The 22,950-nt window shown below is 49.8% G+C and carries 20 protein-coding genes and 1 pseudogene; 15 read left to right on the plus strand and 6 right to left on the minus strand.

From position 1 onward, the window contains the following. Positions 1-48: 48 nt before the first annotated feature. The 6 genes from NV64_RS18310 to NV64_RS18330 all read left to right on the plus strand — a co-directional run bounded on the left by NV64_RS18310 (position 49) and on the right by NV64_RS18330 (position 5,423). A complete protein-coding gene (locus NV64_RS18310) occupies positions 49-2,022 on the plus strand; it encodes a lipase family protein (RefSeq protein WP_101506490.1) in 1,974 nt (657 codons plus the stop codon). After that, positions 2,009-2,791, plus strand: coding sequence for a hypothetical protein (locus NV64_RS24200; RefSeq protein ID WP_233209034.1), 783 nt, complete (start codon positions 2,009-2,011; stop codon positions 2,789-2,791). Before NV64_RS18310 ends, NV64_RS24200 begins: the two co-directional genes overlap by 14 nt. 129 nt (positions 2,792-2,920) lie before the next feature. After that, complete coding sequence (locus NV64_RS23475; RefSeq protein WP_156365549.1) at positions 2,921-3,067, plus strand: hypothetical protein; 147 nt, start codon at positions 2,921-2,923, stop codon at positions 3,065-3,067. Between the two features lie 38 nt (positions 3,068-3,105). Further along, entirely contained in the window at positions 3,106-3,372 is a 267-nt protein-coding gene (locus NV64_RS18320) for a PAAR domain-containing protein (protein WP_072166278.1), read from the plus strand. A gap of 5 nt (positions 3,373-3,377) precedes the next feature. Continuing rightward, positions 3,378-4,523 (plus strand): type VI secretion protein, encoded by a 1,146-nt coding sequence (locus NV64_RS18325; protein WP_101506491.1) that lies wholly within the window; start codon positions 3,378-3,380, stop codon positions 4,521-4,523. A gap of 225 nt (positions 4,524-4,748) precedes the next feature. Continuing rightward, a complete protein-coding gene (locus tag NV64_RS18330) occupies positions 4,749-5,423 on the plus strand; it encodes an acyl-homoserine-lactone synthase (RefSeq protein WP_101506492.1) in 675 nt (224 codons plus the stop codon). Here the strand turns inward: NV64_RS18330 and NV64_RS18335 are convergent. Both NV64_RS18335 and NV64_RS18340 read right to left on the minus strand, forming a co-directional pair. Then, complete coding sequence (locus NV64_RS18335) at positions 5,409-6,152, minus strand: LuxR family transcriptional regulator (protein WP_101506493.1); 744 nt, start codon at positions 6,150-6,152, stop codon at positions 5,409-5,411. The two genes, NV64_RS18330 and NV64_RS18335, sit on opposite strands and share 15 nt — an antisense overlap. A gap of 282 nt (positions 6,153-6,434) precedes the next feature. After that, positions 6,435-6,731, minus strand: a complete 297-nt coding sequence (locus tag NV64_RS18340) for a helix-turn-helix transcriptional regulator (protein ID WP_072166277.1) — start codon at positions 6,729-6,731, stop codon at positions 6,435-6,437. A gap of 642 nt (positions 6,732-7,373) precedes the next feature. On the opposite strand from NV64_RS18340, the gene NV64_RS18345 reads away from it, so the two are divergent. After that, positions 7,374-8,864, plus strand: coding sequence for a sensor domain-containing diguanylate cyclase (locus NV64_RS18345; RefSeq protein ID WP_158239906.1), 1,491 nt, complete (start codon positions 7,374-7,376; stop codon positions 8,862-8,864). 175 nt (positions 8,865-9,039) lie between these two features. Next, positions 9,040-9,654 carry a TetR/AcrR family transcriptional regulator gene (locus NV64_RS18350; RefSeq protein WP_101506495.1) on the plus strand — a complete coding sequence of 205 codons (615 nt, stop codon included), beginning with the start codon at positions 9,040-9,042 and terminating at the stop codon, positions 9,652-9,654. Positions 9,655-10,345: 691 nt separating this feature from the next. Here the strand turns inward: NV64_RS18350 and NV64_RS18355 are convergent. Next, positions 10,346-10,483, minus strand: a complete 138-nt coding sequence (locus NV64_RS18355) for a DUF2256 domain-containing protein (protein WP_072166275.1) — start codon at positions 10,481-10,483, stop codon at positions 10,346-10,348. Positions 10,484-10,711: 228 nt separating this feature from the next. On the opposite strand from NV64_RS18355, the gene NV64_RS18360 reads away from it, so the two are divergent. From NV64_RS18360 to NV64_RS18370, 3 genes are all read left to right on the plus strand, one after another. Next, on the plus strand, positions 10,712-11,821 hold the full coding sequence (locus NV64_RS18360; protein ID WP_101506496.1) for an efflux RND transporter periplasmic adaptor subunit: 1,110 nt from the start codon (positions 10,712-10,714) through the stop codon (positions 11,819-11,821). Continuing rightward, on the plus strand, positions 11,818-14,898 hold the full coding sequence (locus NV64_RS18365) for an efflux RND transporter permease subunit (RefSeq protein ID WP_101506497.1): 3,081 nt from the start codon (positions 11,818-11,820) through the stop codon (positions 14,896-14,898). The genes NV64_RS18360 and NV64_RS18365 overlap by 4 nt, the downstream gene beginning before the upstream one ends. Positions 14,899-15,233: 335 nt before the next feature. Further along, the gene (locus NV64_RS18370) at positions 15,234-15,851 is read left to right on the plus strand and encodes a TetR/AcrR family transcriptional regulator (RefSeq protein ID WP_056232919.1); all 618 of its coding nucleotides are present in this window, start codon (positions 15,234-15,236) and stop codon (positions 15,849-15,851) included. Between the two features lie 16 nt (positions 15,852-15,867). Here NV64_RS18370 and NV64_RS18375 read toward each other — a convergent pair whose 3' ends face one another. Then, entirely contained in the window at positions 15,868-16,155 is a 288-nt protein-coding gene (locus NV64_RS18375) for a hypothetical protein (protein WP_101506498.1), read from the minus strand. Between the two features lie 123 nt (positions 16,156-16,278). Between NV64_RS18375 and NV64_RS18380 the strand changes: the two genes are divergently transcribed. From NV64_RS18380 to NV64_RS18395, 4 genes are all read left to right on the plus strand, one after another. Continuing rightward, positions 16,279-16,947, plus strand: a complete 669-nt coding sequence (locus NV64_RS18380; RefSeq protein WP_101506499.1) for a DUF3313 domain-containing protein — start codon at positions 16,279-16,281, stop codon at positions 16,945-16,947. Positions 16,948-17,334: 387 nt separating this feature from the next. After that, the gene (locus NV64_RS18385) at positions 17,335-17,985 is read left to right on the plus strand and encodes a dTMP kinase (protein ID WP_101506500.1); all 651 of its coding nucleotides are present in this window, start codon (positions 17,335-17,337) and stop codon (positions 17,983-17,985) included. Between the two features lie 689 nt (positions 17,986-18,674). Continuing rightward, the gene (locus tag NV64_RS18390) at positions 18,675-19,760 is read left to right on the plus strand and encodes a nucleoid-associated protein (protein ID WP_101506501.1); all 1,086 of its coding nucleotides are present in this window, start codon (positions 18,675-18,677) and stop codon (positions 19,758-19,760) included. Between the two features lie 2 nt (positions 19,761-19,762). Continuing rightward, a complete protein-coding gene (locus NV64_RS18395; protein WP_101506502.1) occupies positions 19,763-21,049 on the plus strand; it encodes a hypothetical protein in 1,287 nt (428 codons plus the stop codon). Positions 21,050-21,613: 564 nt separating this feature from the next. Here the strand turns inward: NV64_RS18395 and NV64_RS18400 are convergent. Both NV64_RS18400 and NV64_RS18405 read right to left on the minus strand, forming a co-directional pair. Then, positions 21,614-22,018, minus strand: a complete 405-nt coding sequence (locus NV64_RS18400) for a hypothetical protein (protein WP_101506503.1) — start codon at positions 22,016-22,018, stop codon at positions 21,614-21,616. A gap of 241 nt (positions 22,019-22,259) precedes the next feature. Beyond that, a pseudogene (locus tag NV64_RS18405) lies at positions 22,260-22,950 on the minus strand (hypothetical protein); the annotation flags it as partial.

Below are 22,950 nucleotides of genomic sequence, written 5' to 3' on the forward strand. Positions count from 1 at the left end.
CAGAACTGTTAAAACTGAGTGCGTATATATTAGCGAAAGGAGATCGCCATGCATAAGCCAACGGCATATACATCCCTTAAACCTAAATGCCCGGATGCATTTACCTGCGGGCAGAAAGAGTACTGGGTTGAAATCCAGCTGGTAGACGAAGCAGGCAAACCGGTATCTGCGTTGCCTTACACCCTGGAGAACGAAGCCACCCGCAGCGGTCATCTGCCAGCGTATAAAGGCAGCAGCGACGGTGAAGGCTTGATTCGTGTTACCAGCCTGCACTGGCTGGATCTGACGTTAACCGTTGAGGCACAGCCGCTGGCGGATGAAATGCAGCAGCGGCCTCTGGCAATCAGCCGGCCACCGCGCCGCTCTGCCACGGCTGGCCGGCCGATCGCCAACAGCTGGCGCTCCAACGTGCAGATTAGTGCTGAGCAGAAAGGCTACCTGCACCATTACGTCACCATTGGTGAGCTCTGCGACAGTGCGCCGCAGATTGATAAATGGGAGGCGAAACAGCTGCCGCAGTTTCATTTCCCTGAAGGAAAATCCCTCAAAGGGTTTGAACTAACTCGCGAGCAGCTTGATAAACGTCACGTTATTGAGATCTGCCCGTTCCGGGCCTGGGTGCTGGTACTGCACGATACCAAAGAGTACTCTCTGGCGAACGGGTATAACCTCGGGCTGATGGCGGATATGGCATATGCAAAAGGAGGAGACAGTGTAATAAAACAATTTTTCCTCGAGAAATGCCAGGACCTGTCAACCACGCCAGGTTACGAAGAGTATCCATCTTACGTGCGTGCCCTGACTGTTGATGTGCCATTCAGCCAGCGTTACACATCGGCTGAATTTTTGGACTCATCCGATAAAAAAGACAGCGGAAAGGGCCAGCCTTTACTTGATAGCACTCAGCTTTTTTATGTTGAGTGTGCCGGGCATCTGGTTGTTGCCTGGCGCGGAACTCAGGAAGGCGCCGACTGGTTAACTGACGCTTCGTTTATCCCAGTACCCTGTCCGCCAGAGTTAGCAAAGGCTGGAAGTATTCATGGTGGGTTTTACGATGCGTATAAGTTGGCACAGGAACGATTTAATGAGAAATTCGCACAGATAAAAAAATCATTGTCAGAAGCGAATGAAATAAAAAAATTATTTATCTGTGGGCATAGTCTTGGCGGTGCTCTTGGGCTGACCTATGCAGCTGAAATGAAAGCTGGTGAGCCCATTATTTATACTTACGGTATGCCACGAACTTTTACGGCTGATGCTATCGGCAGTCTGTATCCAATAACGCATTATCGGCATGTTAACGATGCCGACACCATTCCGAGCGTGCCCTTTGATGCCAATTTAGATAACTGGCTGTACGGTAAGTTTGGCTATCTCGGGAATACGCTTGGTTTTTTCTGGGCGCTGCTGGCGGAGATTCCCACTCAGATGCTGGGGGGCTATATCGGCGAACACTACTGGCATCACGGTAAGCCAGTGGTGTTTTTCCGCACGGCGCAATCCGTTTCTTACGAGGAGTGCCGGGTGATGATGAACCCCAACACCTGTCGCCGCTATAGCTACCGTTTGCCGATTAAAGCTAAATTATTTCTCGTGCCTTCACTGTCAGAAAGTGAAAATCAACAGGCTAAACAGGCGCAGGAGAGGCTGGTTAAAGCTTATCCGGTGGACGATATGCAGCGTCTTTTTCCGCGTAATACTAATCCTTCATTCGATCATCTTACCAATCCAATGCGCCACTCGATGGCCAGTGAATATCTGCCATTTCTTAATAATCAGCTGCTGGAGTTGGCCTGGCCGCAACTGGCGATGCAGCGTAAGAAGAATCGTGAGGCGTTTAAGCAGCAGATGAAAAAGTATGCCATGCAGGCACCTGAGGAAGAACTGATGCGTAATAAAATATTTCTCGATCTGCAAAGTATGCTGAGCACTACGCTGGATATCACCCACAAGCTACCCGGTGGCGAAAATGCATTGACTCGCTTCAAATCAGAAGCGGAGGAAAAAGTTGAAATTATCTAAACTTATCAATTTAATAGCGCTAGTATTGCCTCTCAGCGGTTGTGCCGTGCGCCCGGACTATACGTTGAGCCCACCTCCTGGCACAGAGTGGATCACGCTGTCGGTGAAACTGCCGCCGCAAACGGAAGTTATACCGATGGATGTTTTGTACCGCTCAGAGAAGTGCCAGCGCGAGGTTTACGATCAAGGCACTGAATCTCACACCAGCATGGACAGAGGTAAAAACCCACAATTGGTGTCTCTCTCTCAGCGGGGTAAAAGTAATATCTGGCAAGCCCAAATCGCGCTTAACGGTGGTGGAAAGTGTGAATGGCAACTCAGTGCCGTAAGAGTCGACATTCAACCTGTAAAGACACTTGCCTTAGCAACAGGAAAGAAAATTATCCCAACGAGCTACGTTTTTGGCTTTGATGACGAAGCTTATGGTGGGGGGGAGGGCTCTGGAAGTAAAAAAGAGACTCGAGGCGATTTAAACCTGCAAACAGAATTATTTCCTGTGATTTTTATCAATCATATGTTCAATGAGACAACGTTTGAAATGTTTGGTGGGGATACGAGGTTTGAAAAATGGAGTCGATACTTCAGGGTGTTCGGAACGAAGGAAATATTAATATCACCGACATTTTATCTTCAAAAAGTGGTGACACTTGAAAGTCCTAAAAATCGCAAAGATCCAGCAGGGATGATAATCACCTATCCTGACGGGGAGGTTGTGCATGAGCGAAAAATCGCTCCAGATTATGAAAAACTACTTTCGATGAAAGAGTGATGAGAAATCAGAGGCGAAATAGTATTTGATAAGTTTTCATGCAGAAAGGCAGCCGAGTATAGGCAGTCTGTTTTTCCGCGTAATACTAATCCGGCCTTTGATCATATCACCAGTCCGATACGCCACTCGATGGCCAGTGAATATCTGCCGTTTCTTAATAATCCGCTGCCGGAGCTTGCCTGGCCGCAGCTGGTGATGCAGCGTAAGAAGAATCGTGAGGCGTTTAAGCAGCAGATGAAAAAGTTTGCCAGGCAGGCACCTGAGATTGAGGATTAACTGTTCAGGTTCAGCCTGTTCATAACCGAGGAATGATTATGTCAAAAGCACTCGTAGTACTTGGCGATAGTACGACTCATGGCGGCAAAGTCATTACCGCCTCGTCAAAAATAATCGTGGACGGTAAAAACGTTGCGGTCGTCGGCGATCGGGTCAGCTGTCCGATTGCAGGGCATGGAACCAGTCAAATTGTGGAAGGCATGCCGCAACGCACCTGCGGCGGTCGGGCGGTGGTGGTTGATGGCTGTCAATGTCAGTGTGGTTGCCGGGTTCTCTCCAGCGCAACCAACAGTACGTTAGGATAAATCATATGGAATGGGAAAGGACTAAAGCATCTGTCAGGGAACTGCCGCTGGCTCCATCCCTGAGGTGGTGGTCGCTGAGCGGTGCGCTGGCGCTGATGGTTGGGGCTTTATTATTTCTTCTTCACGCTTCCGGCACGGTACCAGCCCTGGCAAATATTGATATCTGGCAGCTTTCACTGGCTGTGCCGGGTGCCTGGCTGCTGATGTTGTCTCTGCGCGGGTGGTGGTTGGTGCGGGCAACAGACGAATACGTCTTTCTGCAGAACGAAGCTCAATTCGCTCAGGAGCAGTGGGAAGCCTGGGCAGGCAGGCACCTTGCCATTCTGGCAGGCAGTGTGCAGTTGCCGGATGGCCTGACTGCCGCCGTGATCCATGAGCCGTCAGCAGCCATTCCGTCTCGCGGGGGACTGACCCGGCGGATGGCCCATATTCACGATCCGCTTAAACTCTGTCTGGCTGGCGTTGAGGAAGCGTTAAGCACGCTGCCGCCAGATCTTCCGCTGCGGGTCACCCTTGTTTCGGATTCCCCCGTTGCACAACTGACTGAGACCTTTGCCAGACACTGGGCGTCGCGTTTTCCTCTGCGTGAGCCGCCGGACGACATTACCGTGACGGCAAGCTTATCCCTGCAGCGTATGGCAGAACGGCTTAAACAGCCTGAGTTAACGGTCGATCTGATTCTGCTAATGCAGCTTAACGGCGGCGAGGCATATAGCGACTGGCTGGCGTCACTGCTGCTGACCAGCGATGACGTAGCGCTTATACATAACCTTGCGCACCCGGCACGTCTGCTACGCCCAATGGCGCTGGATATGGCAGCCTTTGAGCGGGGGTTCACTCTGTTTCTGGAAACGCAGACGGTTGCCTGTACCAGCGTAAGGACGCTGGCCGATGCGCTGAGCTGGGAAAAGTCTGCTGCGTCACTGATGACTACCGGTGCACGCTGTGGCGCGGCATGGCAGCCTGCTGAACGTCTGGTGCTGGAAAAGTTATGCGGTATTCCTAGCCCAATGGCGCCGTGGCTGGTTGTCGTTCTGGCCTCTGAACTGGTCAGATTAAGCAAAGTATCAATGCTAACGCTGTTCTCTTCGGGAACAGAACATTATGTCAGTACTGTCACATCAGGAGATGAAGATGCAAACAACGGGTAATCTGCCCGACCGTTTGGGGCGCGCTGGGATGTTAATAGCCACTGACTGATTTTGTGAAAGGTTATGCTTTCGCGAGTTTCTTGAGTATTACATTGGTGTTTGTAATGAGTTTTACTAACAAGGCAGATGTTTTAATCTGTTGTTATGATGGCTCAGGTGGTAAGTGAGTGAAGTGATTGTTTGGACCTAATACGATTGTCATACTTGTGCTTGCATGATAAACGTATGCTGTTTTTCGCTTTAGAATCTGGAGGGTTAACTATAATGCTTGAATTGTATGATGTGACCTACGAGAAGTTAACCAGTGCTGAGATGCATGATTTATTCTCATTGAGATGTGGTGTGTTCAAAACACGATTGAATTGGAATGTTTCCGTGAGAAAAAGCCTGGAGTCAGACGAGTATGATAATAGATCCGCAAGTTACATATTTGGCAAGATTGGTAATAAGCTAGTATGTGGCGTGAGATTTATTGATTCGAAAAATAAGACAATGATTTCAGGTGTTTTCCAAAAAAACTTCAAAAAACTCAATCTTCCAGAAGGTGATTATTTGGAGGCGAGTAGATTGTTTGTAGATAAAGTCACCACACAAAATTTAAATATTCATAATCAGCCAGTGAGCACTCTACTATTACTCTCAATGATAAATTACTCAAAATCAAACGGCTATTCAAGTATCTATGCAGTCGTAAGTATTGAGGTTTTTCTTATTTTCAAGCGCACAGGATGGATGATTGAAGTTGTCAGTGAAGGTGTGTCAGAGCAATCTGAGAAAATTCTATTTATTTATATGCCGGTTGATGATAAAAATCAAAGCATTGTGATTGAAAAAATAAAATCGTGTTCTAAGTATAAGTTCAATAACTTAGATTCATGGCCTATATTATGGCATGTCTGATAGAATCGGCTTGATAAGCTGAAGCTCAACACCTAATCTAATCGCATGCTTTATGTTAATAACGCCAAGTTTTTTTACGACATTACTGGCGTGATACTTTACTGTCGTTAGTTTAATATCCAGGATGGTCGCTATTTCTTGATAGGTCTTTCCCACGCTGGCCCAATAAATTATCTCATTTTCTCGTGTTGACAGTATTCCACGAATGCTATTTCCGTAACTATCAGATTTTATTTTTAGACCTTGATAAAGAGTTGTTAAATTTTCATGAATAGTGTTTAACACCATCTGGAGTTGACATTTATCTCTATGAATGGCTTCTTCAATACAACTGTCACACTCTTCATCTATTATTAGTGATAATAGAACAAGATTATTGTTATGATCGTGTAAAACAAAGGTGTACCCGGAGATGATATTATACTTGCTTGCTATGTTGAAAAGTTTCGGTACTTTTATCCCATGGTTCAGTACAGTATTCTCATCCCACGAAAAAGGCGTCAACCGATTCAATGCCGTGATAAGGACCGGATCTATAAACTGAAAGTTGTTTTTGACATATACATCAAACCACTTTTTTCTGTTTGAAATAACAACGAACCTTGCAGGGTTTCTTTTGCTCATGATGGCGTATGCATATTTTATGTTCTTATAGTGATGGAGTTTTTTTTCAAGTATGTTCTTTATCCTTTCATTTATCGTAATATTGTCAAAAAAATATTTATTCATTTTCTGATATCCTTTCCGAAGTTTTCTTATGATGTGCATTTTGTCATATCGATTGAATATTAAATTGAAGTGGTTCATGCTTTGGCGGTAATTTTAAATTAAATTATTTCTATTTTATTAAAGGCAATGAGTTTTTGCGAAAGTCAATCTATTAATTCTGATACTGTGAATTATATGTATCTTTTAAGTATTAACAATAGTGGTTTATTTTATTTTTGTCAAAATTGTTAGCAGTGTAATCAGGTTTTCTATCTTTTCCCATTTATGTGAGGTGAGAGTTGGCTATCGCTTACTCTTCGAGAGAGATAATTCACACTCCAGCCTGAATCGATGAATTCGCTTAAGTTTTTCACCAGATATGGACAGATAGCGAGAAGGCCAGATCTCCTCAGCTTTAAAGCCAATCGCTTCAGCGATGATGTGTTCGCCCTTAGTCCAGGGCCGCACTAATGCATTCCCTAATGTACCAGAACTAAGCCCATGACCTCTTGAGAGTGCCGCCAGTGATCCGCACTTTTTTCTGACTGCTGCGAGGATATCAGCGCGATGCCAGTCTTCTCCGCATGATTCTTTTTTCATTGTTTTTTCCATTTTTAATGAGTGACGGTGTTAATTTATTTCAATCTAAAAATAATGCATCTTATAAAAACTTTTTTACCTGTATTTTAGTACAGCTAATCACTGTTCTTAATACATATAACTGAGTTAATTGTTGAATGTTCATGCTATTTTCTTTTTGTAAATTATGCATTCCTTTAAACTGGGATAGTGCTTGATTTCAATGGGGGTAACTAAATAAGGTTAACCAGTCAATGACACTCTGCGAACAGAGAGGGGAGGGGGCTTGCTGCTGGAACTGAGATGTGAGGCAAGGTATTACCTGGCCGCTCAACGAGACCAGGCACCCTGCTACAAAGGCGGAAAATCACCCCGTACATCAACCAACGCTTGCGCTTACCGGTGACCAATTGCAGACTGACGGTGGCTGGACAGTTGTGCCCCGTAGGCAACGGTTAAGCCCCCCTGGTTGCCGGGGTTAGCCAAAGGGTTTCACCCGCGGTTTCAGGTGGTAGTGTGGTATCAGGGATTCCGGAACGATCTGGAGACTGCAACGCTGTGCGAGGGCTTATGCTTAAACGAATTAAATCTGCCGGTCTGTCCGCCAGGATAGATTTGCGCGGGGTTATTCTTCTGTCTTCCCTGCTCATCCTCGTCGTTACGTTGCTGATTAGTTTATTTGTCGCCTGGCAGGTTCAGCGTCAGGCGTTGCTGGAAAACGCTCAGGAGTCAAGCCGGGCTTATGCCCTGAAAGTCGCCTCCGGGGTGGATGATTTTATCTACGGAGCGCACCGCAGGCTGGGGTACAGCGCCGCGCTGATCGGCGATGCGCTGACGGACGATCGTCTGTTAACGGAGGAGTCCCACCGGCTGCTCGATCAGGATGCGTCGTTCGGTGCCGTCATCATCATTAATGCGGCAGGTAAAATACTCAAGGCGACCCCTGAGCGGTTAGGGCTGCTGGGGAGGGTGACGCACGCCGACGGCAGTGAAGAGGCCCTGCGCGAGCAGCGGCCGATGGTCAGCAACGTGTTTGAGGCGACCTCAGGCGGGCAGGTGGTGTTTATTACCATGCCAGTCAGGGACAAGGGCGGTCAGTATCGGGGTCTGATTGGTGGGGCGATCAACGTGCGCAAGCAGGGGACGCTGCATACCCTGGCCAGCGATCACTTTAACCGCGACGGCACCCGCACATACATTGTCGATCGGGTGGGCCGGATCATCCATCATCCGGACCCGGCGCGCGTCGGCACGCTGGTAGACAAGGCGTTAATGGAATATTTCGCGCAGAGCGAAAGCAGCGGCCCGCTGCTACTGCAGACCAGCGAGGGGAACAGCGTTATTGCCGGTTTTGCCAGAGTGCCTTTATCCGGCTGGCTGGTGGTTTCTGAGCGCACGCGGGCGTCGACGCTGGTGGCGCTGGAACCGCTAATCTGGAAAATGTTCTTGAGCATTATTCCTTTTGCGATTGCCATCGTGGTGGCTATCTGGTGGCTGGCCCATCTGATCTCGCGGCCGCTGCGCCTGCTGGCCCGTGGGGTTGCCGGGCCCGACACCCGTGAAAATATTGGGCGGATCCGCGGCGTGCTGACCTGGTACCGCGAAGCCTTCAGCATTAAGCAGGAGCTGCTAAAGGGTATGGCAACCATGCAGGACACCATCCGCCGCCTGAATACCCAGGCGCACACCGACCCGCTGACCGGGCTGGCCAACCGGCGGGCAAAACGAGAGGCGCTGAGAAAGATGGAGGCCGCAGGCCAGCCATTTGCGGTGGTGGTGCTGGATATCGACCATTTCAAATCGATTAACGATACCTGGGGGCACGAGGCTGGCGATGTTACCCTGTGCCACCTGGCGCGGCTGCTTGAGGCGTGTTCCCGGGAGGGCGATATCGTCTGCCGCATCGGCGGAGAGGAGTTTATGCTGCTGTTGCCGGCGACCCCGCTGGTTGAGGCGGCAAAAGTGGGTGAGCGGGTGCGTAAGCGGGTGGCTGGCTCAGCCGTGGATGGCGTCGGCACTATCACCGTCTCGCTGGGTATTGCTGGCTGGCCGGTCAGCGGCAGAAAACCCGCCGACGTCGTTAAACAAGCCGATCGGCTGATGTATCGCGCCAAACAGGCCGGCCGCAACCGGCTTTACGTGGATACGCCTTAGTCGTTAGCTGAGTGGGGGCTGCGCACGACGCATCGTTTCCCTCTGGAGAAAGGCGACCTTCGGTGGCCGCCTTCACTGCGTCCTCGGAGAAGGGCAGTGTAGATTTATTTGAGTGACCTTATAATTAATCAGTCACTCGTTGTCTGTCAGTACCTTATTAGGCTAAGCTGGAAAAATGAGTAAACAAACAGAACTTCATCCCCCTCGGGGCCCGCTGGACCACAGCGTCCGCGATCGGGTGGTGGCAGCCGCCACCGAACATTTCAGCCATTACGGCTATGAAAAAACCACCGTCTCCGATCTGGCTAAAGCGATCGGTTTCTCCAAAGCCTATATCTATAAGTTCTTCGACTCCAAGCAGGCGATCGGCGAGGTGATCTGCAGCAACCGGCTGGCGATGATTATGGCGATTGTCGATGCGGCGATCGCCGACGCGCCCAGCGCGACAGAAAAATTACGCCGCCTGTTCAGTGCCCTGACCGAAGCCGGCAGCGATCTGTTTTTCCACGATCGCAGGCTTTACGACATTGCGGCGGTTGCCTCACGTGATAAATGGCCGTCAGCAGAGGCGTATCAGGCACGGCTGCGTCAGCTGGTTGAGCAGATCGTTGTTGCCGGCCGCCAGGCGGGTGAGTTTGAACGAAAAACGCCGCTGGATGAGACGGCCGATGCGATCTGTCTGGTAATGCAGCCCTATATCTGCCCGGTGCAGCTGCAATATAATCTTGAGACGGCGTCGTCGGCCGCGGTGCTGCTTTCATCGCTGATACTGCGCAGTTTAGCACCCTGAGTGGTGGCTGTTCAAAATAAAAGCCCCGACCGTTGCAGTCAGGGCTTTTAATCTACTACGAACTTCGAATTTAACATTAACAGACTTAAAGGAAGACTACGGTGATACTGATTTTAAATGTACGCGTTTAACACAGATAATATTGGGTGTTAATACTAAATAACCCCCCTCTATTGACCGTTATACTTTACTCGCCATCCTCATAAGCTTGCAGGAATGGCACTCTAAACAGGTACATCTCCCCTCGCGACATATACTCTTTGATGCGTGGCCTGACTTCCGTTGCGATCGTTAAACTCAACGAGCTTTCACCATCGAATCGCAAGTAATAACTATTAAAACATGGCCTTACATCGTCGCGTTTCCTCATAAATTTGCGATTATTGCAACTGGTTACGTGGCCTTAACGCTGTGTCGACGTAGAACAAACATCGCTTATCGTCAACGTCCCATACAACAAACTTCGTGGCCTTTATCGCAAATTACACTTCACACTCAAATTAACTAACACTTTCAACCTGAACGGCGATCTGATATTTCACCGCCGTTAAAGTCCAATCTACGGATTTTAAAACCAGTGTCAATACTGTTATTAATGACATGTTTATACTTACAGTAAGTATATAAGAATTAGTGCTATTCCAGCGTGAGTTCGCTCTGTCTGGTTATCAGGCGAGCGCGTTCCAGGCCCTTATGAGGCGTCTTTTTGCCGCCGGCAGCGCTCTGAACACTTCCGCACATCGTCCCAGCATTTTTCCCACTTTTTTCGCCAGCTGAAAGGGCGTCCGCATACCGTGCAGATTTTGGTCGGCAGTTCGCTCTTTTTCACAGTGACTCTCCTGCATCGAGTTTATCCAGCAGATGCTGGCCGCGTTGCCACAGCGCCAGCCGCTTAGTCGAAAACCTCAACTGAACCCTAATGATAGCAGCGACTCCCTCAGCGCTCTTATCCTCAATGATACTGCGAGGTCTGTCAGCGCCATTAGTGACCATTGACATTTTTGGTCACTGGTTTGAGAATGCGCTTACCGTCCTGCTCAATCAATTAAGGTAATCCATGCTCAGGCTCAATCCTGCCACCTTCGCTGTCTGCCTGTTGCCGCTTGCTCTCGTGGCCTGCGGTGACACTACCGGTACCGACGATCCCCGTACCCATCCGCCCCTGGTCAGGTCTGCGACCGTAGTCAATGCGCTGGATGCCTCACGCGCATTTACCGGGGTGGTGGTCGCCCGGGTTCAAAGCGATCTCGGTTTCAGAGTGCAGGGTAAAATCCTTGAACGTCTGGTCGATACCGGCCAGACCGTTAAACGCGGCCAGCCACTGATGCGTATGGATCCGGTTGACCTCAGCCTGCAGGCGCAGGCTCAGCAACAGGCCGTCACGGCCGTACGGGCGCGGGCTAAACAAACCCGCGATGACGAGGCGCGCTACCGTGGGCTGGTCGCCACAGGTGCGGTATCGGCATCGGACTACGATCGGATCAAGGCCGCCGCCGATGCGGCCAGAGCTGAACTCAGTGCGGCGCAGGCGCAGGCGAATGTGGCGCAAAACGCGACGGGCTACGCCGTGCTGCTGGCCGACGCCGACGGCGTGGTGATGGAAACGCTGGCGGAACCCGGTCAGGTTGTCACTGCCGGTCAGCCGGTGGTCCGTCTGGCCAGGGCAGGGCAGCGTGAGGCCATCGTGCAGTTGCCCGAAACGTTACGCCCGGCGGTTGGAAGCGAGGCGGAGGCAACGTTGTACGGTAGCGTTAAGCAGCCAGCTCCGGCGAAACTGCGGCTGCTTTCCGAGGCAGCCGATCCGGTTACGCGCACCTTTGAGGCGAGATTTGTACTTGAGGGGACAATGGCCGGCGCGCCGCTGGGATCCACGGTGACGCTGCAAATCAGCGACGATAAATTGCCGGGCCAGAGGGTGCAGGTGCCTTTAGCGGCCCTCTACGATCCGGGCAAAGGGCCGGGGGTGTGGGTGATTTCAGGAAAACCGGCCAGAGTGTCATGGCGGCCCGTGCAGGTGCAGGGGGTAGGTGACGATGCCGCGCGGGTGATCGGCAGCGTAAAACCGGGGGAACAGGTGGTCGCTCTGGGGGCGCATCTGCTGCATGACGGTGAGGCCGTGCGCCTGGCTGAACAGAGCGGTAGCAACATCGCCGGGAGCCAGCCATGAGCGGGGGGCGATTCAATCTTTCAGCGCTGGCCGTACGCGAGCGCTCAGTTACGCTGTTCCTGATTATCCTGATCACAGTGGCCGGTATCCTGTCGTTTTTTGAACTGGGGCGGGCGGAAGATCCTCCCTTCACCGTCAAGCAGATGACCATTATTTCTGCCTGGCCCGGTGCCACCGCGCAGGAGATGCAGGACCAGGTGGCTGAACCGCTGGAAAAGCGCATGCAGGAGCTCAGGTGGTATGACCGCAGTGAGACCTACACGCGCCCCGGTCTGGCTTTTACCATGCTGTCACTGAAGGACAGCACGCCGCCTTCTCAGGTGCAGGAAGCGTTTTATCAGGCGCGTAAAAAGCTCGCTGATGAAACTAATAACCTGCCTGCCGGCGTCATCGGGCCGATGGTCAATGATGAATTCTCCGACGTGACCTTTGCGCTGTTTGCGCTGAAGGCAAAAGGGGAGCCACAGCGGCTGCTGGTGCGCGATGCGGAAGCGTTACGCCAGCGAATTTTGCATGTGCCGGGGGTCAAAAAGGTCAATATCATCGGCGAACAGTCTGAGCGCATCTTTGTCTCGTTCTCGCATGACCGTCTGGCCACGCTGGGCATCGCGCCGCAGGATATTTTCTCCGCCCTCAACGGCCAGAACGTACTGACCCCCGCCGGTTCGATTGACACCAAAGGGCCGCAGGTGTTTATCCGCCTGGACGGTGCCTTTGACAAACTGGAGAAAATCCGCGAAACGCCGATTGTTGTCCAGGGCAGAACCCTGCAGCTTTCTGACGTGGCAACCGTTGAACGGGGCTACGAAGATCCTGCGACCTTCCTGATCCGCAATCAGGGTGAACCGGCGCTGATGCTGGGCATCATCATGCGGGACGGCTGGAACGGTCTGGATTTGGGTAAGGCACTGGATGCGGAAACGGCCAGCATCAATGAGGGGATGCCGCTGGGGATGACGCTTGCCAAAGTCACCGATCAGGCCGTTAACATCAGTTCGTCCGTCGACGAGTTTATGACCAAATTTTTTGTCGCGCTGCTGGTAGTAATGGTGGTCTGCTTCGTCAGTATGGGATGGCGCGTGGGCGTGGTGGTTGCGGCGGCGGTGCCGCTGACGCTGGCGATTGTCTTCGTGGTGATGGAGGCCTCCGGCAAAAACTTTGACCGCATTACCCTGGGCTCGTTGATCCTGGCGCTGGGGTTGCTGGTTGATGATGCCATCATCGCCATCGAGATGATGGTGGTGAAGATGGAAGAGGGCTACGACCGCGTCAAAGCTTCGGCCTATGCCTGGAGCCACACGGCTGCGCCGATGCTGGCCGGTACGCTGGTGACCGCCGTTGGTTTTATGCCCAACGGCTTTGCACAATCCACCGCCGGTGAATACACCAGCAACATGTTCTGGATAGTGGGGATCGCCCTGATTGCTTCCTGGGTGGTGGCGGTAGTGTTTACCCCTTATCTTGGCGTGAAGATGCTGCCCGAGATCAAAACGGTAGAGGGTGGGCACGCGGCGATCTACAACACCCGCCACTACAACCGCTTTCGCCGCTTACTGACGTGGGTGATCGCCCGTAAGTGGATCGTGGCCGGGTCGGTAATTGCCGTCTTTACGGTGGCGATACTTGGCATGGGGCTGGTGAAAAAACAATTTTTCCCGACCTCCGATCGCCCGGAAGTGCTGGTCGAAGTGCAGATGCCCTACGGCACGTCGATTGAGCAAACCAGCGCGGCAACCGAGAAGGTTGAAGCCTGGCTGAGAAAGCAGAAAGAGACAAAAATGGTGACGTCTTATATCGGCCAGGGTTCACCGCGTTTCTTCCTGGCCATGGCGCCGGAGCTGCCCGATCCGTCGTTTGCGAAAATTGTGGTGCTGACGGACAACCCGGAAGCCCGTGAGGCGCTGAAGTTCCGGCTTCGTGAAGCCGCGGCGCAGGGCCTGGCACCCGAGGCGCGCGTGCGCGTGACTCAGCTGGTGTTTGGGCCTTACTCACCCTATCCGGTGGCCTGGCGTGTTATGGGGCCGGATGCGGTCAAACTGCGCGAAATTGCTGACAGGGTAGAACAGGTGCTGCAGAACAGCCCGATGATGAGGACCGTTAACAGCGACTGGGGGCCTAAGGTGCCGGCGCTGCACTTCACGCTGGATCAGGATCGCCTGCAGGCGGTGGGGCTGACGTCGACCGCGGTCGCGCAGCAGCTTCAGTTCCTGCTTTCGGGCATTCCGATCACCCCGGTGCGTGAAGATATCCGCTCGGTGCAGGTCATGGGGCGCGCGGCAGGGGATATCCGTCTTGATCCGGAAAAAATAGCCGGTTTTACCCTGGTGGGCTCTGCCGGCCAGCGCATTCCGCTGTCGCAGATCGGCCAGGTTGAGGTGCAGACGGAAGATCCTGTTCTGCGTCGTCGCGATCGCACCCCAACCATAACGGTCCGCGGGGACATCGCCGAAAACCTGCAGCCGCCGGATGTCTCCACCGCCATCACGAAGGCGCTGCAGCCGCTTATCGCTTCGCTTCCGGCGGGATACCGCATCGAGCAGGCGGGATCGATTGAAGAGTCCGCCAAAGCCACCGGGGCGATGGCACCGCTGTTCCCGATTATGATCGCCATGACGCTGCTGATTATTATCCTGCAGGTGCGGTCGATGTCGGCGATGGTGATGGTGTTCCTCACCGCGCCGCTGGGGCTGATCGGCGTGGTGCCCACCCTGCTGCTGTTCAACCAGCCGTTTGGCATCAATGCGCTGGTCGGATTGATCGCGCTGTCGGGGATCCTGATGCGTAACACGCTGATCCTGATCGGCCAGATCCATCACAACGAACAGCAAGGGCTGGCGCCATTTGACGCGGTGGTGGAGGCGACGGTGCAGCGGGCCCGGCCGGTATTGCTGACGGCGATGGCGGCCATTCTGGCGTTTATCCCGCTGACCCACTCGGTATTCTGGGGCACGCTGGCCTATACCCTGATTGGCGGGACGTTTGGCGGCACCGTTATTACGCTGGTGTTTCTGCCGGCGATGTACGCCATCTGGTTTAAAATCCGGCCGAACTCTGCCGGACCCGCCGAGGGGGAATAGCATGTATACCCTCCTGCTGGCGGCCACCTTTTCGCAGAGTCGAACGGTAATGCACTGCATAAACTGGAGTGCATTTCACACTAACTTTCGTGCTTTCAGTAGTTCATGTCTTCATGGGAACAGATTTGGCTGTCAATGAATTTTATCCATGACGTACGTTAAAGAAATATCCCGCTCAGGTCTCTCCGGGCCTGACATCCAGCCTGCATACGATAGTGCTGACTCCGCATCAGTCAGAGGGCATTCAGGTTGTCCCTATGGCGAAACAAAAGGGCGCAACTTTAATGAACCCGCCGGTTCTGTTAATCTGACAGCAGTTAACAGGGAGAAACGACATGCGAAAACTGACTGAACAGAAACGAAATGACATTCTTAACGCTGCCACCACCGTCTTTCTTGAGCAGGGCTATGAACGTGCTTCCATGGAAGGGGTAGCCAGAACGGCCGAATGCTCTAAAGCCACGCTCTATAACTACTTTACCTCCAAGGAAAGTCTTCTTGATGCCGTGGTCAGGGCTTACGGCACCAACTTTCTGACGCGCGCGGCGGACGATCTTCACAGTCAGGACAGCAGTAAACTCTCTCTGAATGACCGGCTGCAGCGCTTTGGTGAAGGCATGCTGGGTGCACTGACGTCCGACTGGAAGGGGCTTCAGCTGTATCGCATGGTTATCGGTGAGGCGGGGCATTCCGGCATTGGCGATATCTTTTATGAGTCCGGCGTACGGGAGAGTATGAACGCGCTGGCGGCACTGATGGAGCAGCACATTGACGCTGGCGACATGCGGCCCGCCAGCCCCGAACTGAGAGCGAAACAGTTTTCGGCTCTGGTAAGGGCCGAAGCTGACGAGCTCTTTCTCAGACATGACATGCCGGTTTATACGCAGCAGGATATCGTGGCGATGGTTAAAAGTGCCGTGGACGTATTTACCGCTGGCGCGTCAGCCCGCTGACGACGCGGAAAGGTTTTCAGTACAGCGTCACGTCGCTCAGTACCAGAAGCGTCAACACCCCCAATGTATCCACCACGATGCATTCGACCAGCAAAAAAATCAGCAGCAGCCCGGCTGAACATCCCCATACCCTGATGGCATAGAACCTGGCCCGATGCAGCCTGAATCGGCGGATGCGCCAGATTTCCCTGAGGTTGCCGCCGGTGATCGCTAAGGTGAGTGCCACGACTATCGTCATAGTTCCATAGATGAACCATTGCCGCAGCGGCGTACTCTCCAGCGTGATGATCAGCCACGCGATCATATCGGACTCCCCATGAGTAAATTACAGATACGAAATGAAGCATTTTGTTGACAGAGTCAGGATAAGGCATGTTAACTACACCGTACAGTTTATTTTTGAAAAACCTGATCGGAGAGTGTTTCTATGGTTTGCCTGACTAAACAGCTGTCCCGCACGCTGATCCTGACCGCCATCATTGCCACCGTGGGGTGTTCATCCACCTCGCCGGTGAAATATGCCGGCATCGAGGCCACATCCAGAATGCTACCCAACACGGCTGACGACAGCGCGCGGATACCTTTCCGCTACGCCGCCCCGGTTGACTGGAGCAAATACCGCAGCATCACTATCGAACCCGTCGAGATTTACGGCGGCAGCGACGCGCAGTTTAATGACCTGCCGCAGGAAGATCGGCGCAATCTGGCCGACTACATGCAGAAGAAGTTCGCCGAAGTGCTTGCGGAGAAGTTTACTGTCAACACCTCCGCCGGGAACGCTCCCGCTCTCCGGCTTAAGCTGACGCTGGCCGGCGCGGACACGACGCCTCAGTTTGTTGGGACCGTTACGAAATTCGACCTGGCCGGCGGCCCCTATAATATCGTTCAGTCCGTACGCGGCGGGCGCGGCCTGATGAGCGGATACGTCAACTATGCCGTTGAGGTTAAAGATGCCGCGAACGGCGAACTTCTGCTGGCCTACGTAGCGGAGCAGTATCCGAACGCAATGAACGTAGGCGCTACGTTTGGATCAATGAGTGCGGCAGAAACGGGGGTGGATAAAGGCGCCGAGCAGCTGCTGGAGAGATTGCGCTAGCTAAGCCGGTACCCGGGCAGAACAGGATGTCCGCCTGGGACCTATTACGCGTTGGTGAGCGGTAGATCCGGGAATAGGCTTAATCAACGCTCTTAACAGGGGAAGTTTTCCGTTTTCTAAGCGGATCCCATAAACTACAGCACGCAGGTCACACAGATACATAATGACCCTCAACGGCTGTAATTCTGGGTTTCAGACTCGTGAGTCAGAAACCTTTGTCAGGACGTTCATCCGTCTTTGTTGATAACACCCCTCCCTTCGGTTTACGCTGACGTGCCAGGCGGCTCCGACGAGCCAGGAGCGGAGGCGCTATTCACACCAGGGAAGTAAGATGCTGTTGCCAGATTCAGACTGTACAAAAATCCTTTGTCAGTTGTCGTTTCAACCATGAGTCGTCCGCTGTTTATTTCTCTGGATGGGCCCAAGGGGGTCGGCAAAACCACGCTCCTGGAGGCCATCACTAAGGTACTCAGGGCGGACAACCGGAAGGTAGTCCGACTGTGTGAGAAAAAAAGCGATCCCTGGCGAGGGGAAACCATGGCCCTTGTTAACCGGCTCGTCAGAAATCCCTGCCTGGATTTGGAACGGGAGGTGTGCCAGCGCTTTGCCGATAGCCGCGCGTGGATTTCCCGGCACGTGCTGACCAGACAGCCGCCGGGTAGCATTATCCTGATGGACCGCTGGTATCCGTCGGAAGCCGCGTTTCGCCGGATGGTGCCTTTTGCCGAGATTTTACAGCTTAACCTTGAGCGAGACGTGCAAACGCCAGACCTGCATGTCGGTGTAGTTACCGCGCCGGCTATTTCATGGGCGAGGGCGGCTGCCCGATCGCGAGGGCTAAGCAGCACCGTGATGCATAAGCTGGAAGAGCATGTCGCCAGTACCCGCGCGTTCGAGCGAGAAATTGCCGATCGCGGCTGGGTATTGTGCCGTAATGAAGGAAGCATCGAAGAAGCAACGATGCAGGTGGTTGCTGAGATTTACAGAGTTCCTGGATGCCCCAACCCCTCGGTTGAGCGGGCAGCGCCGGTAAGATAAAGCTGCATCCGTGACAAGCCAGACCAAAGCAAAAACCCCGCTCAGGTTTCCCTGAGCGGGGTTCTTTAATTTGGCTCCTCTGACTGGGATCGCCTTTGCCAGTAGCTGGCTAATCTATAAGCTAAACCTGAATTATATTTCTGTCAAGACCACCAAAATGACCACCAATAGTTGCTCGTTACGTAAAACAGGTTTAAAAACTTCGCTTCATGCGCTGATCGTGCCATGAGGTTCTCTGCAAAAGACGGGTATCCAGAACAAGCATCAAAAAGTCGGCTCGAAGCGAGATGGTGTCCAAAGAGCTCTGACGGTCTGCTCTGTGCCAGAGGCAGACATTGCTAATATCTATCTGCATAATCTGTGGGGAGCAGATCAGGGGGACTAGGATGCGCAGGTGGGTGAAGCGCTGAGTCGGATGACGCAATTGGGGATAACGCGCAGCGTTCGGATCACATGACAGGTGTGCCAACAGTAGCCATCCTGTCGACTAACTCTGATTTATTCAACAAAGCCTCTAACTTCCTAAATACTGTCGCTTTGTTCATGTATGCAAGAAAAAAAACCTTGTACAGCTAGCCATAAACATTACACTATCTGCAACACAGATCTTTCGTGGTTGAAAGAGATTTTTCAACCTTTTTATGAAGTTAGATGAATCACTACGGTGATATATTGATAATGGGTGAAAGATGGCATTTCAGTTAAGGCATTGTGTTATACACGAACTTGTAAAAGAAAGTGGAAAACAGCGCGTTGAGGATATTATTAAGCAGGTTCTACCTACAGATGACAAGTATGTGCAGGAATTAGTGAAATCCTTAAATGACTTAATTGGAAAGAAAGAAAACCAAGCAGCAAGAGGGACTTTTGATATTGAGGATCCTACTTATAAGGTACCGAATGCCTTCCAAGACTATTACAACGGTAGGGCAGAGTCTGATTCATTTCATACATTTTCAACAGTGTGTATGAATGAACTTACCCGACAAGCAAAAGACCCTTCAAGAGTTGCCGCATCTGGTGGAGCAATAGTATTTGCTCATTACACAAGTGGTACCTCTAACTTCATGCTTATTACGATGGTTAAGCAAAAAGAAGCTTTACGGCTAGATGAAAATTTAAAGCCGGTAGGAATCGTTCAAATAGATATGGCTAAGATACACCAAGCTGCACGGGTAAACTTTGATAGATACCATCAATATGAAGTATTACCGGAAGAAGAGAAACCTACATATCTCGCCTTCGTCAGTCCTAAAATAAATCAAGATGCTTCAGGATATTTTGTTGCAGCCTTAGGATGTTCAGATAGTGTTCCCTCTGCTAAAGCCACTGATGGTGCACTTAATGGAGTAAAACAATACTTCGAAGCGAACAAAGAGTTAACTGCGTATAAAAATCAAGCGTATGATGCTGTACTCAATTACTTAACATTAAAAGAAGATGGTAAATTAGCATCTCTTACCGAAATCGATCATGCAGTTAGAGGTATAGTTCCTGCAGAAAAGCATGAATATATGGATAATTTTATAACTTACCTTAATAGCGAAGAAATTGGACTACCGTTAGAGTTTTCTATTAACAGAGCTGTACTCGGTAGGCGTGCTAAAGTAAAAGCTAAGTCAAATGGGTGGGAATTAAATTTTGAAAGGCGATTTTTCGGTACAACTCCAGGATCAGTAATTCAGTATAATCGAGCAGATAAAAAACTGATAATATCGAAGCTAGACGATAATATCATACAAAAGTTAGAAGCTGTACTTAAAGAGAGAGGGTAATTATGTGCGCCCAACAATTTGAAAAATTAGTCAATTTATATCGTGGTCTAGGTAGACCTGCGATGACTGATTCTCAATTTGTTTTTGAGGGAAAACTTAGAGATAACCTCATACAGCTAAAAGAGTTATGGGATGAACATAATCCAATGCTCTCAGATTTTGAAATATCATTTGATGGTTCGAGTGTCGGGACCTATTTCGGTGATATTTTCCCGACCAATATTGATAATGATAAAGAAGTAACACTGAAAGTTTCTTTGCCTGGTGGTGATTTTCAGTTTATAGATTCACTTGATGGATTTTTATTATTTGATAATAAATTGAACATGGGGTTAGATGTCGAGAATGTATACCTTGTCCAAGAAGATTATGTTTTTGGAGAAAAGACAAGCAATGAAAAAATTAAAAATACATTAATATTATCTCACTTTATAAATGAACTTAGTAAACTAGCAAACTACATTGATCGCATTGATGACAATGGCCGTCTTAAAATTGTATTTATTGATACCGGAAGCTCTAAAAAAATATCGCCAATTGTTATTGAGCCCAATATATCAATAGAGAATGTATCTTATCCTACAGTAGATTTATCAGTCTTTAATAACATCAATAATCATGAGAATGATAATGCTCACGTTCAAGAAAAACAATCAATGTTTAGAGTTTCATTAATTGAAGTGCTAAGAGAAGTGGATAGAGAGGATGGTAATTTTAATAACTTAATTAAGCACTGGGAACTTCTTAAAGAAACATATTACGGTAATTTCGAATGTTATTTAACGAATTTTTCATTTCTGAAACAAAAAAAAGAAGCTGCCGAAAATTACATGTCGGTTTCAAGCAAAATATCAAGTACACTATCCTCTATTTCAGGGAAGCTTTTCGGGCTTCCGATTTCTATAGGTGTTGCTCTTGCTATTTTAAAGTCATCACAAAAGTTTGAAGGTATTCTCACATTAATTGGTGTCGCAATCACATCGCTATTAATACTCTTTACTATTCAAGATCAAAGAAAGGTTCTTTATTCGATAAGAGCATCTATAGATGCTTTATTTAGCCATACAAAGTCAGCTAAATCTGGCGAACTGTCAGAACTTATAGCTTCCCACAAAAGAGATCTTTTTTCTCAGGCTGATAAGCTTAACTTAGTAATGGTTATCTTTTTGATTTTATCAATTACGCCTTTCATCCTTTCATTACTAGTTTATTTATCAAAATTTGAACCAGCTATTGTTATTAAATTCGATACATTTATATCAATATTTATGAAGCAACTGTTGTCCTGATTTAAACAATAGGACGTAACCTAACCAATCAAATCTAAGTTAGCCAAGCATGTAAACAATGATTAACGTAATAGCATTTCATTAAAATCGTGATTCTGGAAACGTTTAAAAAAATCTCTATATCACTTCATGCATTATCGCCCATACCACATAACACGTCCGGCTACGCCGATTCATCTTACTAACATAATCAACCCCATATCCCCAATCTGGTTCCTAAGAAAACTCAACTGAAGTGTGTACTCTTCTATACAAAATCTCTTCTTAACCAGAACCCGAACATGGCAGTTACTGTTTGCTTAGTCCGCTTTGAACTCACAGCTCTTAGCGGACTTCAAGCTCAGTCAGATGGTCAGCTTAGTGCCAGAAGCGGATATTGCTTACATCAGACAGTGTTAATCAATAGGAATCAGGTCAGGAGCTGCATTAATTAATTGATGTCTGGTGTCAGAGTTTCATTATCACTTGACCTGATTGCCTCAAGCTTTAGAGACACTATTGATGTTTATGCATAATACCCGTTTCTGATAGGATTCATTCAGACCTGTAAGACAAACTGTACCATTATTCTTTTTTGACCCTGCCCACAATCAGGTCTTTGATGGAAACACCATCATTTTTTGCTCGATGATATAATACATAAAACGTTTCCTCATCAATCCTGATGACGAAAGTGCGTTTGATGATCCTGTCGTAAACGTATGCGCCTGCTAAAATAAGCAAGAAAGTAAGAGAGACGATTAATAATGCACTAGTTCCTTTATCAATATAGGTAGCAAGGAGAATACCCACAGGAGCAAGGAATAGCATAATATGAATCGCTAGAAAAAAAGCTGCACAGCCAAGCCCACTATTCTTGAACTCATTTCTCGTTTTTATCATTGCAGTTTTAGATACAAGAAATAAAGGGATCAGAACTAACCCGACTCCCATATATTTCAGATAATCCAACGCAGTTAGAGCGATCATTAACTATTCCTGACAGGGACTCGAGATCGTTGAATGCTGAGGTGAAGTTACTATAAAGGGAGCACCGGAAGATGTCCATGGAGGGTGGTGTGAACAACTGCGAACTTCCGCTTTCGCCCTGAGCAGACCTTCAGCATCAGGTATTTGTCTGCTGTGTGCCAAGAGCAGACTTCGCGAACATCACGACACGTTAAGGAAAGATATCTAAAATCACATGGCCGGGTTTTACGTGATGTTTACACTAGCGCCCGGCTCGCAGATCGAGGCGATCTAGTTCTTCAAGAGTTTGGACAACGGAATCCACATGTTCTCCATCAAAGTCATCGCGGTCTGCCTCCTCATGAGTGCCTTTGTTGAGATAGGTCCATACAAGATTATTAACGGGAATGCCTAAAATACGTCCATAAGATGTAAGAAGTGGCTCTTTGTTCGCGTGATTAAAAGTTGGAGAATCTCGCAATTTCTTGACCAATGCTTCGCATAAGTTTCTCAATCCGGGCTCAGCACCGACGCCAGCGAGCATGAGGTTTAGCACACCAAGATCATAACTTCCAAGCCATCGCCAAGTTTTCTCGCTCAGCATCTCCAAAGCTTGACGTGACGCTGCCAACGCATCTCGGTCGTTCAGCGCTTCTCTTGCTGTTCTGGCCTTGGCGATGTAGTTCGCGCTAGGTAAGTTGCCGGTTACTCTCGGTTGATAGTTACCATCGTGATGTCTTAGTAGATAAACCTGGCACCCATTCCTACGCTGAGCAGGCAGGTGTTGCTGGATATCTTTTATAAACTCATTGCTATGACAGGTGACGATCAATTGAGTGTTTGTGAAGTGGTCACTTTCAAAAATAGCCTCTCGGATACTGATCCTACCCGCATAATGTGGACACGCCCCTAAGCGAGGGTCTGGTTTTCGAACTGTCCGGGGCTGACACCGC

Source organism: Erwinia sp. B116, assembly GCF_002865965.1.
Taxonomy (GTDB): domain Bacteria; phylum Pseudomonadota; class Gammaproteobacteria; order Enterobacterales; family Enterobacteriaceae; genus Erwinia.

Bases quoted from the DNA above. Each gene is read 5' to 3' on its own strand.
- NV64_RS18310 (WP_101506490.1), top strand. From the start codon at position 49: ATGCATAAGCCAACGGCATATACATCCCTTAAACCTAAATGCCCGGAT.
- NV64_RS23475 (WP_156365549.1), top strand. From the start codon at position 2,921: ATGGCCAGTGAATATCTGCCGTTTCTTAATAATCCGCTGCCGGAGCTT.
- NV64_RS18320 (WP_072166278.1), top strand. From the start codon at position 3,106: ATGTCAAAAGCACTCGTAGTACTTGGCGATAGTACGACTCATGGCGGC.
- NV64_RS18325 (WP_101506491.1), top strand. From the start codon at position 3,378: ATGGAATGGGAAAGGACTAAAGCATCTGTCAGGGAACTGCCGCTGGCT.
- NV64_RS18330 (WP_101506492.1), top strand. From the start codon at position 4,749: ATGCTGTTTTTCGCTTTAGAATCTGGAGGGTTAACTATAATGCTTGAA.
- NV64_RS18335 (WP_101506493.1), bottom strand. From the start codon at position 6,152: ATGAATAAATATTTTTTTGACAATATTACGATAAATGAAAGGATAAAG.
- NV64_RS18340 (WP_072166277.1), bottom strand. From the start codon at position 6,731: ATGAAAAAAGAATCATGCGGAGAAGACTGGCATCGCGCTGATATCCTC.
- NV64_RS18350 (WP_101506495.1), top strand. From the start codon at position 9,040: ATGAGTAAACAAACAGAACTTCATCCCCCTCGGGGCCCGCTGGACCAC.
- NV64_RS18360 (WP_101506496.1), top strand. From the start codon at position 10,712: ATGCTCAGGCTCAATCCTGCCACCTTCGCTGTCTGCCTGTTGCCGCTT.
- NV64_RS18365 (WP_101506497.1), top strand. From the start codon at position 11,818: ATGAGCGGGGGGCGATTCAATCTTTCAGCGCTGGCCGTACGCGAGCGC.
- NV64_RS18370 (WP_056232919.1), top strand. From the start codon at position 15,234: ATGCGAAAACTGACTGAACAGAAACGAAATGACATTCTTAACGCTGCC.
- NV64_RS18375 (WP_101506498.1), bottom strand. From the start codon at position 16,155: ATGATCGCGTGGCTGATCATCACGCTGGAGAGTACGCCGCTGCGGCAA.
- NV64_RS18380 (WP_101506499.1), top strand. From the start codon at position 16,279: ATGGTTTGCCTGACTAAACAGCTGTCCCGCACGCTGATCCTGACCGCC.
- NV64_RS18385 (WP_101506500.1), top strand. From the start codon at position 17,335: ATGAGTCGTCCGCTGTTTATTTCTCTGGATGGGCCCAAGGGGGTCGGC.
- NV64_RS18390 (WP_101506501.1), top strand. From the start codon at position 18,675: ATGGCATTTCAGTTAAGGCATTGTGTTATACACGAACTTGTAAAAGAA.
- NV64_RS18395 (WP_101506502.1), top strand. From the start codon at position 19,763: ATGTGCGCCCAACAATTTGAAAAATTAGTCAATTTATATCGTGGTCTA.
- NV64_RS18400 (WP_101506503.1), bottom strand. From the start codon at position 22,018: ATGATCGCTCTAACTGCGTTGGATTATCTGAAATATATGGGAGTCGGG.